Source organism: Piscibacillus salipiscarius, assembly GCF_042685285.1.
Taxonomy (GTDB): domain Bacteria; phylum Bacillota; class Bacilli; order Bacillales; family Alkalibacillaceae; genus Piscibacillus; species Piscibacillus salipiscarius.
Map to the genome: position 1 here is coordinate 36,869 of NZ_JBHUMZ010000013.1, position 14,633 is coordinate 51,501.

General features: G+C 39.6%; 11 protein-coding genes. 8 read left to right on the forward strand and 3 right to left on the reverse strand.

Annotation, left to right across the window (positions count from 1 at the left end; translation table 11 throughout):
* The first annotated feature begins 4 nt into the window (after nucleotides 1–4).
* The 3 genes from ligA (at nucleotide 5) to pruA (ending at nucleotide 4,771) form a co-directional block, all read left to right on the forward strand.
* Nucleotides 5–2,002 carry an NAD-dependent DNA ligase LigA gene (gene ligA, locus ACFSW4_RS04130; protein WP_377327612.1) on the forward strand — a complete coding sequence of 666 codons (1,998 nt, stop codon included), beginning with the start codon at nucleotides 5–7 and terminating at the stop codon, nucleotides 2,000–2,002.
* 13 nt (nucleotides 2,003–2,015) lie between these two features.
* The gene (locus ACFSW4_RS04135) at nucleotides 2,016–3,125 is read left to right on the forward strand and encodes a CamS family sex pheromone protein (RefSeq protein ID WP_377327614.1); all 1,110 of its coding nucleotides are present in this window, start codon (nucleotides 2,016–2,018) and stop codon (nucleotides 3,123–3,125) included.
* 98 nt (nucleotides 3,126–3,223) lie between these two features.
* Nucleotides 3,224–4,771 (forward strand): L-glutamate gamma-semialdehyde dehydrogenase, encoded by a 1,548-nt coding sequence (pruA, locus tag ACFSW4_RS04140; protein WP_377327616.1) that lies wholly within the window; start codon nucleotides 3,224–3,226, stop codon nucleotides 4,769–4,771.
* Nucleotides 4,772–4,908: 137 nt separating this feature from the next.
* Here pruA and ACFSW4_RS04145 read toward each other — a convergent pair whose 3' ends face one another.
* The 3 genes from ACFSW4_RS04145 to pepF form a co-directional block, all read right to left on the reverse strand.
* Nucleotides 4,909–5,070 (reverse strand): hypothetical protein, encoded by a 162-nt coding sequence (locus ACFSW4_RS04145; protein WP_377327618.1) that lies wholly within the window; start codon nucleotides 5,068–5,070, stop codon nucleotides 4,909–4,911.
* A 395-nt stretch (nucleotides 5,071–5,465) separates the two neighbouring features.
* Entirely contained in the window at nucleotides 5,466–6,131 is a 666-nt protein-coding gene (locus ACFSW4_RS04150) for a Dph6-related ATP pyrophosphatase (protein WP_377327620.1), read from the reverse strand.
* Between the two features lie 137 nt (nucleotides 6,132–6,268).
* Nucleotides 6,269–8,089: an oligoendopeptidase F gene (pepF, locus tag ACFSW4_RS04155; RefSeq protein ID WP_377327622.1), complete on the reverse strand. Its 1,821-nt coding sequence runs from the start codon at nucleotides 8,087–8,089 to the stop codon at nucleotides 6,269–6,271.
* A gap of 210 nt (nucleotides 8,090–8,299) precedes the next feature.
* On the opposite strand from pepF, the gene ACFSW4_RS04160 reads away from it, so the two are divergent.
* The 5 genes from ACFSW4_RS04160 to gatB all read left to right on the forward strand — a co-directional run bounded on the left by ACFSW4_RS04160 (nucleotide 8,300) and on the right by gatB (nucleotide 14,629).
* A complete protein-coding gene (locus ACFSW4_RS04160; RefSeq protein WP_377327624.1) occupies nucleotides 8,300–9,691 on the forward strand; it encodes a TldD/PmbA family protein in 1,392 nt (463 codons plus the stop codon).
* Nucleotides 9,692–11,038: a TldD/PmbA family protein gene (locus ACFSW4_RS04165; protein ID WP_377327626.1), complete on the forward strand. Its 1,347-nt coding sequence runs from the start codon at nucleotides 9,692–9,694 to the stop codon at nucleotides 11,036–11,038.
* A gap of 379 nt (nucleotides 11,039–11,417) precedes the next feature.
* On the forward strand, nucleotides 11,418–11,708 hold the full coding sequence (gene gatC / locus ACFSW4_RS04170; protein WP_054752615.1) for an Asp-tRNA(Asn)/Glu-tRNA(Gln) amidotransferase subunit GatC: 291 nt from the start codon (nucleotides 11,418–11,420) through the stop codon (nucleotides 11,706–11,708).
* Nucleotides 11,709–11,723: 15 nt separating this feature from the next.
* A complete protein-coding gene (gene gatA, locus ACFSW4_RS04175; protein ID WP_377327628.1) occupies nucleotides 11,724–13,199 on the forward strand; it encodes an Asp-tRNA(Asn)/Glu-tRNA(Gln) amidotransferase subunit GatA in 1,476 nt (491 codons plus the stop codon).
* On the forward strand, nucleotides 13,199–14,629 hold the full coding sequence (gatB, locus tag ACFSW4_RS04180) for an Asp-tRNA(Asn)/Glu-tRNA(Gln) amidotransferase subunit GatB (RefSeq protein ID WP_377327630.1): 1,431 nt from the start codon (nucleotides 13,199–13,201) through the stop codon (nucleotides 14,627–14,629). Before gatA ends, gatB begins: the two co-directional genes overlap by 1 nt.
* The last annotated feature ends 4 nt before the right edge of the window (nucleotides 14,630–14,633 follow it).

A 14,633-nucleotide genomic window follows, 5' to 3' on the forward strand; every position in this document is an offset into this window, starting at 1 on the left:
ATTCATGAACCGTGAAGAAGCTGCGAAGAAAATTGAGTATCTTAAAGATGAACTTAATCAATATAACTATGAGTATCACGTATTAGATAACCCAACTGTACCCGATCATATTTATGATGAGAAGCTTCATGAGTTAATTGGACTTGAAGAACAGTTCCCTGATCTTTTAACGGAAGATTCTCCAAGCCAGCGAGTTGGTGGTGAGCCGTTAGATAAATTTGTAAAGGTTGACCATGAGGTGCCGATGCTCAGTCTAGGTAATGCCTTTGGTGAAGATGATTTGCGTGATTTTGACAGGCGCATACGTGAGCAGGTCAATAACTATCGCTATGTATGTGAGCTGAAAATTGATGGTCTAGCTATTTCATTAACGTACGAAAACGGGAAATTTGTTAGAGGGGCAACCCGTGGCGATGGGAAAACAGGCGAAGATATTACGAATAACTTAAAAACGATTAAAAGTATTCCTCTAAAAATAAAAGAAGAAGAAACGATAGAAGTTCGCGGGGAAGCTTACATGCCTAAGAGGTCGTTTCTCGCTTTAAATGAAGCCAGAGAACAAGAGGGACTTGAAGTTTTTGCGAACCCTAGAAATGCAGCTGCAGGGTCTTTACGGCAGTTAGATCCTAAAATTGCGGCTAAGCGTAACTTAAGTATGTTCGTCTATAGTGTCGGCAAATGGGAAGCAGGTTCAATAGGAAGCCATAGTGAACGATTAGAATACTTAAACAAGCTAGGGTTTAAAACGAATCCAGAGACGCGTACATTTGAAGATATTGAAGATGTGATTAAGTATACGGAAGAGTGGACGTTAAAACGTAGTGAACTTGATTATGAAATTGATGGCATCGTGATTAAGGTTGATTCAATTGATCAGCAAGAAGAGCTAGGCTTTACCGCGAAAAGTCCGCGTTGGGCAATCGCTTATAAATTTCCGGCTGAAGAGGCCGTAACAAAACTTCATGATATCGAACTAAGCGTTGGCAGGACAGGTGCCATTACACCTACAGCAATTCTAGAACCCGTACAAGTGGCTGGTACAACAATATCTCGTGCCTCGTTACATAACGAAGACTTGATTATCGAGAAGGATATTCGTATTGGAGATACTGTGGTCATTAAAAAAGCAGGTGACATCATTCCAGAAGTCGTGCGTGTCGTTGAAGACGAACGTACAGGGGATGAGAAAGTTTTCAGAATGCCTGAGAATTGCCCGGTTTGCGGAAGTAAAATCGAAAAAGTCGACGACGAAGTTGCCTATAGATGTTTAAACCCGAACTGTGAAGCTCAGCTCAAGGAAGGGCTGATCCATTTTGTTTCGCGTAATGCGATGAACATTGATGGTTTGGGTGAGAAAGTGATTGAACAGCTTTTTGATAATGACTTAATTCATACCATTGCGGATTTATATAAATTAAACCGAGACGATCTATTAGAGCTTGAACGAATGGGTGAAAAATCGGTATCGAATTTACTAACTGCCATTGAAGCTTCAAAAGAAAATTCACTGGAGCGCTTATTGTTTGGCTTAGGTATTCGCTACGTAGGTAGTAAAGCGGCCGACACATTAGCCTCTCAGTTTAAATCAATGGACCAGCTCATAGATGCATCTGCTGAGGACCTTGAGGAAGTACCAGAAATCGGTTCAAAAATGGCAGAATCAATTGCGACGTACTTCGATAAACCTCAAGTTCAAGAGCTTATAAACGAACTGAGGAACTTAGGACTAAATATGGAATATTTAGGTGGAACAGTGGACGTCAGTACGGACTCAATCTTTTACGAAAAAACAGTCGTCTTAACTGGAAAGCTTGAGCAGCTGACTCGAGGAGAAGTGAAAGAGCGTATTGAAGCTTTAGGTGGTAATGTAACAGGAAGTGTCAGTAAGAAGACAGACCTTTTAATTGCCGGGGAAGATGCAGGTTCTAAATTAGATAAAGCGAAAAAGCTAGACGTTGAAGTGTGGAATGAGCAACAACTGATGGATGCACTCGATGCATAGGGAGTGGAAAGACATGAAGAAGTTAGCAATATTATTATCAGTTCTTCTCATCGTATCCGCCTGTACACCACAATACGAATCGGATGAAGAAGTCGTGCAGGAAGAGGAAGAAACGAATCCAGAAGAACAAACAACTAAAATTATTCCGAATCGGTATAATGAGGACGACTATCAAACTATTGTTCCTTATAAGCCAAGTGCAGCTAGAGGTACGATTACAGGCCAGGTTGCAAATGGGTACGATGTGGATGAATTAGAACTTGGGTTAATTAGACATGCGAAAGATACGTTTAGTCCGGATGACTATTTATTTCAAGAAGGACAGTATCTAGATGAAGGAACGATCTTTGACTGGATTGACTCACTAAATCCTCCGAATAAGAACAGTAAAAAGAAGAAGTATCATGAAGAGAATCCTAGGATTTTCTCGCACGTTTTAGAACACAATTATCTCGTGCGGACAAAAGATAACCGAGTTGAATTAGGCGGCATTGCAATAGGGATTGCGTTAAAATCTGAATACTCATTCAGCATCGAAGGAAACTCTTATTCAACTGATATTAGCTATGATGAAATGTTGTCAAAAGGTAAAGAGGTAACGAATTCTCTTTTATCTAGAATTAGGGATATTGAAGAACTAGAAAATGTTCCAGTAATGGTTGCTTTATACCGTGAAAATAGTAACAATGCGATTATTCCAGGTAATTTTGTTGCCAAAACAGTAGTTGAGCCGTTATCACAACAAGTTCAGGATTGGGACAGCATAAATGAAAACCATGTATTGTTTCCATCTGATGAAGCTCAAGAGAACTACTATGATCAATATGAATTAATGAATGAATTCACTCAACAAGTTCAAACATTTTTTCCAAATTATACAGGTGTCATTGGACGAGGGTTCTATGAAGGGGATCAATTACGGAATATGTCTATTAATATTCCAATTGAATTTTATGGTCAACAAGAAGTTGTGGCTTTTTCACAACACTTGTATAGCTTAATTATTGAATATTTCCCTACTTCTTATGATGTTGAAATAACTGTGGAATCGCCGAACCAGCAAGAGGCGTTAATTTATCGGAAGGCCGGCGAAGAGAATCCGAGTGTACACATTTACGAATAATCTAAAATTTTTGATTTGATTGACTGACACATTTCGTTTAAAATAGACAATGGAAGCGCTACAATAGCGGTCAAAAACGAATTAAGGAGGCTTTTAATATGGTACAACCATATCGTCATGAACCATTTACAGATTTTACTCTTGAAGAAAACAAAAAAGCAATGGAAGAAGCTCTAAGCCTTGTAAAAAGTGAACTCGGTAAAGAGTACCCACTAATCATTGGCGGAGAACGTATCTATACAGACAATAAATTAACGTCATTTAACCCAGCTAAGAAAGACGAAGTAGTTGGTTATGTATCTAAAGCTGACAAAGAGCTTGCAGAAAAGGCGATGCAAGTTGCGGATGAAACATTCGAATGGTGGAGAAAATCGACACCAGAAATGCGCGCTGATATTCTATTCCGCGCAGCAGCAATCGTACGTCGTCGTAAGCATGAATTCAATGCTTGGATTATTCACGAAGGCGGTAAGCCGTGGAAAGAAGCAGATGCAGATATCGCAGAAGGTATTGACTTCCTAGAATACTATGGTCGTCAAATGCTAGAAATTGCGAAAGATAAAGAGATTAATAGCCGTCCGGTTGAAAATAATCGTTTCGGATATATTCCATTAGGTGTAGGTTTAGTCGTTTCACCTTGGAACTTCCTATTCGCTATTATGTGTGGTACTGCAGTGTCGCCAATGGTTACAGGAAATACTGTCTTATTAAAACCTGCAAGTGCAACTCCAGTTATTGCTTACAAACTAATGGAAGTATTAGAAGAAGCAGGTATGCCAGCTGGCGTTATTAACTATATCCCAGGTAGCGGTAGCGAAATCGGTGACTACCTAGTAGAACACCCTAAAACACGTTTCGTAAGCTTCACAGGATCTCGTGATGTTGGTACGGGTATTTTTGAGAAAGCTGCAAAAGTTCAACCAGGCCAAAAATGGCTAAAACGTGTAGTTGCTGAAATGGGTGGTAAGGACACGATTGTCGTAGATAGCGATAGTGACCTAGAATTAGCAGCTGAATCAGTTATGAACTCTGCATTTGGTTTCCAAGGACAGAAATGTTCAGCATGTTCACGTGTTGTAGCGCATGAGGACGTTTACGATGATTTATTAGAGCGTGTTAAAGAACTGACTCAAGATATCACAGTTGGAAATACAACAGATAAGAACTACTTCATGGGACCAGTTATCGACCAAGGTGCTTATGATAAGATCATGGGTTACATTGACACTGGTAAAAATGAAGGAAAGTTAGTATTCGGTGGAGAAGGAGACGACTCGAAAGGTTACTTCATTAATCCAACAATCTTTGCTGATGTGGATCCTGAAGCAACCATTATGCAAGAGGAGATCTTCGGTCCAGTTGTGGCTTTCACTAAAGCAAAAGACTTTGATGAAGCTTTAGACATTGCAAACAACACGGATTACGGTCTAACAGGTGCAGTCATCTCTAACAACCGAAACCACTTAGAAATAGCTAGAGAAGACTTCCACGTAGGTAACCTATACTTCAACCGTGGCTGTACAGCAGCAATCGTTGGTTACCATCCATTTGGTGGCTTCAACATGTCAGGTACAGACTCTAAAGCTGGTGGACCAGATTACCTTTACAACTTCATGCAAGGTAAAACAGTTTCAGAGATGTTATAAAAAAAGATTAGAAACTAAAAATTTAGGTTATATCTTAAATATAGATGTATAAAATGGGTAAAGGGTAGGAATTGAAGACTCAATTCCGTACCCTTCCCGCAGTTTATGCCACAAGGAATGTGGCTAACGGAAACCCATTACGCAAATGTGACGCGCTGTCTTGCTTCCGCCAAAAGCAAGGCAGCTTCTTTTTTGCCAATAAACACGAACATTGGCAAGACGATCACAGGTGTATCCGACATAGTTGTCAGCCCACCTACCACCGCCAGTATTACAAAAGTACTTTCGTAATACTTCACTTTATACCCCTCCTTTCATCGTTCCTATTCGCCAACGACAGGACCAGGGCTAACCACTACCTTGCTTTATAAACTGCTTGCCATAATTATAACAATATTCAGATAATTAAACATGATAAAATAGTATGGTTATATTTAAAGATTTTACTAACCGGTAAAATATAACCATAGGGGTGATATAACTAGCGTTATATTTTGAATCGGTGATAAATGTTGATTTATAGGCGTTTCAATGATTGTTCATTACATAAATGAAATACTTTAGTTAAATGTAACTAATTTAACTAGTTCATATTTACTTGTTCAAGTTTTTGTATCGATAGACCTATTTGATTAAAAAGGTATTGGTTTATTGGTTGAGTTAGGGTAAAATTTTAATTTTAAGATATTTTTGTTTACGATAAAACAAAATCTCGATACCAATAATAAGTACCTTTAACGATTTTATCAGTCAATTTCAAGTCGACTTTTTGTTTAAACAATGGCCCATCATACGTAAAGGTGTGAAATTCACCATTCTCCCCGCAAGGGTCAACGTCTTTAGGAAGTTCATTTAACAAACTTTTATCTATGACTCTACCTAAAAACGCCTTAGGGACTTTATTCGGATCAAGTGTTGTGATGGCGGTTTTATAACCCAATTGAATAAATTCTTCTATTAGACCGCTCGTTGGTTCGTCCCATAATGGAAATAAAACATCTACTGGTAATCCCTCAAGCTGCTTTTCGCGATAATCTCTAATATCTTTTAAATTAATGTCTCCAAATGCAACATGGGTCACTCCATCTTGAATCGCTTCATTCATCACATCTGACATGGCCTTCTCGTATACTTCGTTTGGGCACGGGTCAGGTAAGAATACCTTTTTAGCGGGTAGGTTAAGAGCTTCTATTTGTGCCTCAATCAATTCATTACGAATGCCGTGTATACTGCTACGATTATAGTCTTCACTCATTGTAATTAACAGGTTAGACACTTCATAATTAGGATTATTTATTAATCTATGAAGCGCTAATACGGAGTCTTTTCCGCCGCTAAAAGATAGCATCACTTTATTCATCAAATTCACCTCGAGGTTGATTTTATCTTTAGTTTATCATCTGAGTGTTAAATTGTTCTATAAAAGAATCCAATGATGCTATTACTTATCAATATGAAGAGATAAAATAACCCTCTGCTTATGCAGAGGGTAGAACTTTATTTTGTAGCAGACTCTTGATAGCTCTTCACTAAATCATCAACTAACGATCCGACATAATTAACGGCTTTTTTAATTGGTTCAGGCGATGTCATATCAACGCCTGCATACTCCATTAGTTCTTGTGGTGTTTTAGTGCCACCTGCTTTTAAAACTTCTAACCAGCGATCAATAACAGGTTGGCCTTCTTCTTTGATTTTTCGTGAAACTAACGTTGAAGCGGTTAATCCAGCTGAGTACGTATATGGATATAATCCCATGTAGTAATGCGGCTGGCGCATCCAAGTAAGCTCAGCACCCTCATCTAGCTCAACAGTATCCCCCCAGAAGTTCTCGAGTGCTTCACGTTTTTGTTGTTTTAACACTTTAGCTGTAAGCGGGACGCCTTTTTCAGCTAGGTCATATACTCGGCGCTGGAATTCACCTTCTAATAAATGAGTCACAAAGTTGTGATAGTAAGTACCAAGTAATTGCAAGATAATCCAGCGACGCATACGGTCATCATCACTATGTTTGGATAAAAGATGATCTGCAAGAAGCATTTCGTTCATCGTCGATGGTGCTTCAACAAAGTATGTTGATGGACGTGTATTAAAGATTCGCTGATTTTGGTTAGCTAGATAGAAATGTCCAGCATGGCCAAGTTCGTGTGCTAGAATGAAGCCACCACGCATGGCACCTGTCCATGTTAATAAAATATATGGATGTGAACCATAAGGGCTTGCGCAGAATGCACCTGTTGATTTACCGACGTTATCAGCGTAATCCACCCAGCGTTCACTGAGTCCTTTTTTCATAATCTCAGTGTACTCAGGCCCCATGACAGATAAGGCTTCTAAAATAGTCTCGCTTACTTCTTCATAAGTTGTTGTCGGGTTAAATTCAGGATCAAGTGGTGCTTTTAAATCCGCAAAGGTCATTTTATCTAAACCAAGAACCTCTTTCTTTAGTTTGGCAAACTTGCGCATGTGCGGAGCTAGTTCTTTTTGAATGACATCTAATTGATTGTGGTACATCTCTTCGTTAACTTTTTGGGGTTGAAGTAACATTTGAGTAACGTTTTTATAACCGCGTGCTTTAGATAATTGAACTTGCTTTTTAACTTCTGTTGCATAAGTTGCCGCGTACGTGTTTTGGTATTGTTTTAATGTGTTAACGAATGAATCATAAGCACTTCTACGGAGAGTTGTATCTGAAGATAATTCATATTCATCTTCGAATAACGCAAAAGAGTTCGGATAAGTTTCGCCATTTGCCTCAAAGTCATCAAACTGCATATCCGAGGATTTACTGCGCTGATAAATGGTATAAGGTGCGCTATGGACTTCACTTAAAGAAGCTAACACCTCTTCTGTTTCTGGTGATAGAGTGTAAGGTTTATATTTTAGTAGATCTTTAAGGAAATTTTCATATTCTTTTAATTCATCATGTTCTTTGAGATATTTCTCAATCGTGCCATCTGGTAATGCTAGAATTTCAGAGTCGACAAAGCTCAATGCTGCTCCAACCTGCGCAAGTGTTGAGGCAACTTTACCTGAGTTTGATTGGTTGTCAGGGTTTGTACCGTCTTCAGATGAACGAAGGTTGGCATAGGTTGCGACAGGAACGATTTTTTCATGGAGTTTAGCTTGCTCTTCTAAGCAATTGTACAATACATCAGGTCCTTCACCTAGCTTCCCTTTGTACTGCAATACATTGGATACGGAACCTTCAATCTCCTTAAGAGCTGCTTCCCAATCTTCTGTTGTTACGAACAAATCATCTAATTTCCAAGTTTGTTCGACTGGTACTTCGTGACGTTGTAATCTTGTTTTTGCCATTTGAATTCCTCCCCGTAAAATTTATTTCGGAATACTAAGTATTATAAAACAAAATGAGTCTGTTGTGTTAAATATGACAGAATTTTTATAAGAAAATAAATATTCAAGTCAATTTCAGTCTTGAGTCGGAGAATGATTCGTTCTAAAAACGGCTGAATTTTTGGAAAAATAAGTTATAATAGGTTGTATTAGGGAAAAGGGGGAAGGTTAATGCTAAGCAAAACAGTCGTTCAAGATATCTTGAATGAAGCGTTAAGTACTGGTGGCGATTTCGCGGAAGTTTTTGTCGAGGATCGATTAACGAATAATTTGTCCTTACAAGGTGGATTAGTTGAAAATAGCTTGTCAGGTCGAGACTTTGGAGTTGGCATTCGCGTGTTTAAAGGAATCCAGAGCACATATACATACACAACAGATTTTGCAAAAGAAGGATTATTGAAGGCAGCGAAAAAAGTTGCGCAGACGGTTAAGGGTGACGCTAAACTATCATTAACAGAGTTGGACTATCATAAAGCAAAGGTGCTTCATCCAATTGAACAAATGCCACAGTCTGTTAATAAAGCACGTAAAGTGAATGTGATGAAAAAAGTCCATGAAGCGTCCAAACGGTATAATGAATCGATTTCACAAGTTCGGATTCGATTAAAAGACGAGGAGCAGAACGTTTTGATCGCAAACTCTGAAGGAACATTCGTTGAGGATCAACGTGTGAGGAATATCCTTGTCGTGCAATCAGTTGCTTCTAACGGGAGTCGAATGGAAGAAGGATATATTAACTCAGGTGCTTTAAGTGGAATGGAGCATTTAGAAAATTTGAATCTTGATTTTTACGGCAATGAAGCCTCACGGATCGCAGTAACAAATTTGAGTGCTGACCCGTGTCCGAGTGGAAACTTTCCGGTTGTCATTGATAATAAGTTTGGCGGAGTTATTTTCCATGAAGCATGTGGTCATGGATTAGAGGCAACATCTGTTGCGAAAAATAAATCTATTTTCTCTAATAAGGTAGGCGAGAAAGTCGCTTCTGACTTAGTGACATATATTGACGATGGAACACTTCAAAATGAATGGGGCTCTATTAATATCGATGATGAGGGTGAGCCTGCGAAGCGCAATGTATTAATCGAAAATGGTATTTTAAAAGGTTACTTAGTAGATAAATTAAATGCTAGAATCATGGAACAAGATGTGACGGGTTCAAGCCGTCGTGAGTCGTATCGCTTTGCCCCAACGTCAAGAATGACTAATACATTTATTGCACCAGGAGAATTTAATCCTGATGACATTATTTCGAATACAGAGTATGGCATTTTCGCCAAGTATATGGGTGGCGGGCAAGTGAACCCTGCTACTGGTGATTATAACTTTGCGGCTGAAGAAGCTTACTTGATTAAAAATGGAAAAATCGACCGTCCAGTTCGCGGTGCAACGTTAATTGGTAACGGTGCAGATACGCTTAAAAAAGTAGATATGGTCGGGAACAACCTTGGTCACGGAGCTGGTATGTGTGGTGCATCATCAGGTTTGATTCCAGTCAACGTTGGTCAGCCGACATTAAGAGTGAGTGAACTCACTGTCGGTGGAACAAAGGGGGAAGCGTAGATGATTATTCAAGAGTTTAAAAATCAATTATTCTCAAAAGCTAGTGAATTCGGTTTCAAAGATTATGAGTTATTTTATCAGAAGTCTGAAAGCTTTGTTTGTATGATTGATCAAGGTGAAGTAGATCAATATACGATGTCTGAAGAGGCGGGGGTATCTTTTAGAGGATTTTATAATGGGAGAATGGGCTATGCTTATAGTGAAAAGCTCGATGAATCGTCAGTAGAATTTTTACTAGACAGCGCTAAAGAAAATGCAGGTATCATCGAGGAAGAGGATTTTTCACCCGTATTTGAAGGTAGTTCGTCTTATCCAGATGAGAATTTTGAAAATGACATGGTGAATGCCGGTAATGATGAGATCGTTGAATTTACTAAAGAAGTTGAAAGGAAAGTTTATAAAGTAGACCCTAGAGTGTCGAGAACGTACTATATCGCAGCGTTTAAAGAAAAGTGCGAGAAAGCCTTGTTTAACAGTAAAGGGTTGGGATTAAATGAAGCAAAAAGTCATTTGACCTTCGGTGGAGCTGTGATTGTGAAAGAGGGCGAAGTCACGAAAACCTGTTCTCACAATGAGTATCTGAAAGAATTATCTACAGAGAGGGCCCAGGAGATAGCGGAGAAAATGGTCAAAGAAGCGTTATCTTACTTGAACTCGGAGCGAATCGCAAATAAAACGTACCCAGTCGTGTTACGGAACGACGCGTCTTCATCAATTCTTCAAGCGTTCACGCCTATTTTCTCTGCAGAAAATGTACAGAGAGGATTGTCCCTTTTAGGTAAAAAAGTGGGTGAAACGATTGCAAACTCCAAAGTCAATATCACTGATGACCCACTAAAATCATCTGACGCATTGATGGGTCGCAATTTTGATGATGAAGGTGTCGCGTCTAAAAAAGTAAGCGTAGTAGAGTCAGGTAAATTAAAAACTCTACTTCATAATTTGAAAACGGCTAAGAAGAGTAACGTTGAATCAACTGGGCATGGGTTCCGTGAATCATATAAAGATGCCTTAACTGTTCAGCCATCAAATTTTTATATTGAACCAGATGAAAATAGCCTTGATGAGTTATTGCTAGAATTAGGCGATGGCATTATGATTACTGAATTGTCAGGACTTCACTCTGGAGTCAGTGAAATTTCAGGTGACTTCTCGGTTGCAGCGAAAGGATTTGTCATTGAAGAAGGTCAAGTAAAATCAGCTACAAACCAGCTCACAATCGCCGGGAACTTTTTTGACTTATTAAAAGATGTTGAAGATATAGCGAATGATATAGATTTTGCGAAAGGACATGGTGCAGCCGCGCCGTCGTTACTGGTGAAACAATTAGCTATTACGTGTGAATAGGATTAAGATGAAGCTTTTGCGTAAATGCGCAAAAGCTTTTCTTATGACCTTAAGGATCGTTAGTGGGGAAATACCCATAGGAACGAGGTTAACACCCATAGAACTTAAATTAACACCTATAGAAAAGAAAGACAGTTTTTACCCACAATTAAATTGTACAGCAAATCATGTTATTTAATCCTCGATTAGTGTTAGAATGTTATTGGGGAAAAGATTGTCACAGCAAGTCATGATTTGCTATTATTTAGCAGGTAGGGAAGTGCAAAAAATTAATCTACCTGCATAAGGGCAACTACGTCTCTGACTTTGCCTAAAGGCTTGTCAATCGACGAGTTTACTTTATAGTATTGTGAGTTAATTTGTACGGAGGTGCAGAACATTGTCAAAAATCTCTAAAGACCAGGTCAAGCACGTAGCAAACCTTGCGAGACTGGCGATTAATGAAGAAGAAGCTGAGAAGTATAGTGAGCAGCTGAGTGCCATTATAGATTTCAGTGAGCAGTTAAATGAACTCGACACATCGAATGTTGAACCAACGACCCATGTGTTAGATATGAAAAATGTGATGCGTAAAGATGAGCCGAAAGAGTGGATCTCAAAAGAAGATGCTCTTAAGAATGCTCCGGATAAACAAGATGGTCAGTTCCGCGTACCATCCATCCTAGATTAAGGAGGTTAAGGTGAGATGTCGTTATTCGATTACACTATTAAAGAACTACAAGAGAAGTTAACTAATAAAGAAATCTCGGTTACAGATTTAGTTAAGGAATCCTATGAACAAATTAGTAAAACAGATGATGAGGTTCAGGCATTTTTAACTTTAAATGAAGAAGAAGCGCTAAACCGCGCAAAGGAATTAGATGAAGCGGGAGTAGATGCTGAACAGTTCCCATTATTCGGAATGCCAATTGGAATCAAAGATAACATCGTCACAAAAGGATTACGCACCACGTGTGCGAGTCAAATCTTATCCAATTTAGAAGATCCGTTATATGACGCGACAGTGGTGAAGAAACTTAATGATGCGGAGTCCGTTAATATTGGAAAGTTAAATATGGATGAATTCGCGATGGGTTCATCAACTGAAAACTCAAGCATGAAAAAGACACGTAACCCTTGGAATACGGATTATGTACCAGGCGGTTCAAGTGGTGGTTCGGCAGCAGCCGTTGCAGCAGGACAAGTTCCGTTTACACTTGGTTCTGATACAGGTGGCTCGGTGCGTCAGCCAGCATCGTACTGCGGTGTTGTTGGAATGAAGCCTACATATGGACGCGTTTCTCGTTTTGGATTAGTCGCATTTGCGTCGTCGCTAGACCAAATTGGACCGATCACGAGAACGGTTGAAGATAATGCGCGCATTTTAGAAGTGATCTCAGGTCAAGACGAAATGGATTCTACTAGTGCGAACGTTGACGTACCTAAATACAGCGATGCCTTAACAGGTGATGTAAAAGGCCTTAAAATTGCGGTGCCAAAAGAGTATTTCCGCGAAGGTGTCGATGAGAAAGTTAAAGAAAGCGTCCGAAAAGCATTAGGTCAATTAGAAGAATTAGGTGCTGAATGGGAAGAGGTATCACTTCCGCATTCAAAATATGCCGTTGCGACGTATTACATGATCGCATCCTCAGAAGCATCAGCGAACCTAGCTCGATTCGACGGGGTTCGTTATGGTAAACGTTCAGAGAACGCTAAAGACATGATGGACATGTTCAAAATGTCACGTAGTGAAGGCTTTGGTGATGAGGTAAAACGTCGTATCATGCTTGGAACGTTTGCGTTAAGCTCAGGTTATTACGATGCTTATTACAAAAAAGCCCAACAAGTCCGCACGCTAATTAAGCAGGACTTTGATCAAATTTTTGAAAAATATGATGTCGTAATTGGACCAACTGCACCGACAACAGCCTTCAAAGTCGGTGAGAAAATCGACGATCCGTTAACCATGTATGCAAACGATATTATGACCATCCCGGTTAACTTAGCGGGCGTACCAGGAATTTCAGTTCCATGCGGATTCCACCCTGATAACAACATGCCGATTGGTCTACAAATTATCGGTAAGCACTTTGATGAAAGCACGGTCTACCGAGTGGCACATGCATATGAGCAGGCAGCCGGTTATTATAAAGAAAAGCCACAGCTTGGAGGTGCCAAATAATGAATTTTGAATCAGTGATAGGTTTAGAAGTACACGTAGAGTTAAAAACAAAATCTAAAATTTTCAGCCCAAGCTCGAATGCTTTTGGTGATGAGCCAAATACAAACGTGAACCCAATTGACTTAGGGTATCCAGGTGTTTTACCCGTATTGAATGAAGAAGCGGTTAACTATGCGATGCGTGCCGCGATGGCGCTTAACTGTGAAATCGCAACAGATACTAAATTTGACCGCAAAAACTACTTCTATCCAGACAACCCGAAAGCGTATCAGATTTCGCAATTTGATAAGCCAATTGGTGAAAACGGCTGGATCGAAATTGAAGTTAACGGTGAGAAGAAACGAATCGGAATTACTCGCCTTCATTTAGAAGAAGATGCGGGGAAATTAACTCACGGTGATGACGGCTATTCATTAGTCGACTACAACCGTCAAGGAACACCGTTAATTGAAATCGTATCTGAACCAGATATGCGAACACCTGAAGAAGCTTATGCGTACTTAGAAAAACTGCGCAACATCATTCAGTTCACAGGCGTATCTGATGTGAAAATGCAGGAAGGGTCACTTCGTTGTGATGCGAACATTTCACTTCGACCAATTGGACAGGAACAGTTTGGAACGAAGACAGAGCTTAAAAACTTAAACTCATTTAACTTCGTACGCCAAGGGCTTGAATTCGAAGAAAAACGCCAAGAAAAAGTACTGCGTCAAGGCGGCGAAATTTTACAAGAAACAAGACGTTATGATGAGAAATCAAAAGAGACAATCTTGATGCGTGTTAAGGAAGGTTCGGATGATTACCGTTACTTCCCAGAGCCGGACTTAGTGCCACTCTATATCGATGAAGAGTGGAAAGAGCGCGTTCGTCAGTCTATTCCAGAACTACCTGACTCTCGTCGTGAACGCTATGTTAACGAATTAGGACTTGATGAGTATGACGCGCACGTTTTAACGAATACAAAAGAAATGTCGGACTTCTTTGAAGAGACGATTGCCAAAGGCGCAGATCCAAAACAGGCGACGAACTGGCTGATGGGTGACATTTCAGGTTATATGAATAAGAAACAAGTGGAGCTTCAGGATTTAGTTCTTACGCCTGAGAGCTTAGCGAAGATGATTGAACTTATCGACAAAGGAACATTATCTTCTAAGCTTGCGAAAAAGGTCATTACTGAGTTAATGACAAATGGCGGCGACCCAGAGAAGATTGTTAAGGAAAAAGGTCTCGTTCAAATCTCTGATGAAGGTCAGCTTCGCGAGATTATTACTGGCGTTTTAGATGAAAACGAACAGTCAATTACTGACTACAAAAATGGTAAAGACCGAGCTATTAAATTCTTAGTCGGTCAAGTGATGAAGAAAACTAAAGGGCAAGCCAACCCACCAATGGTTAACAAAATTTTAGTTGAAGAGATTGATAAACGTTAATCTT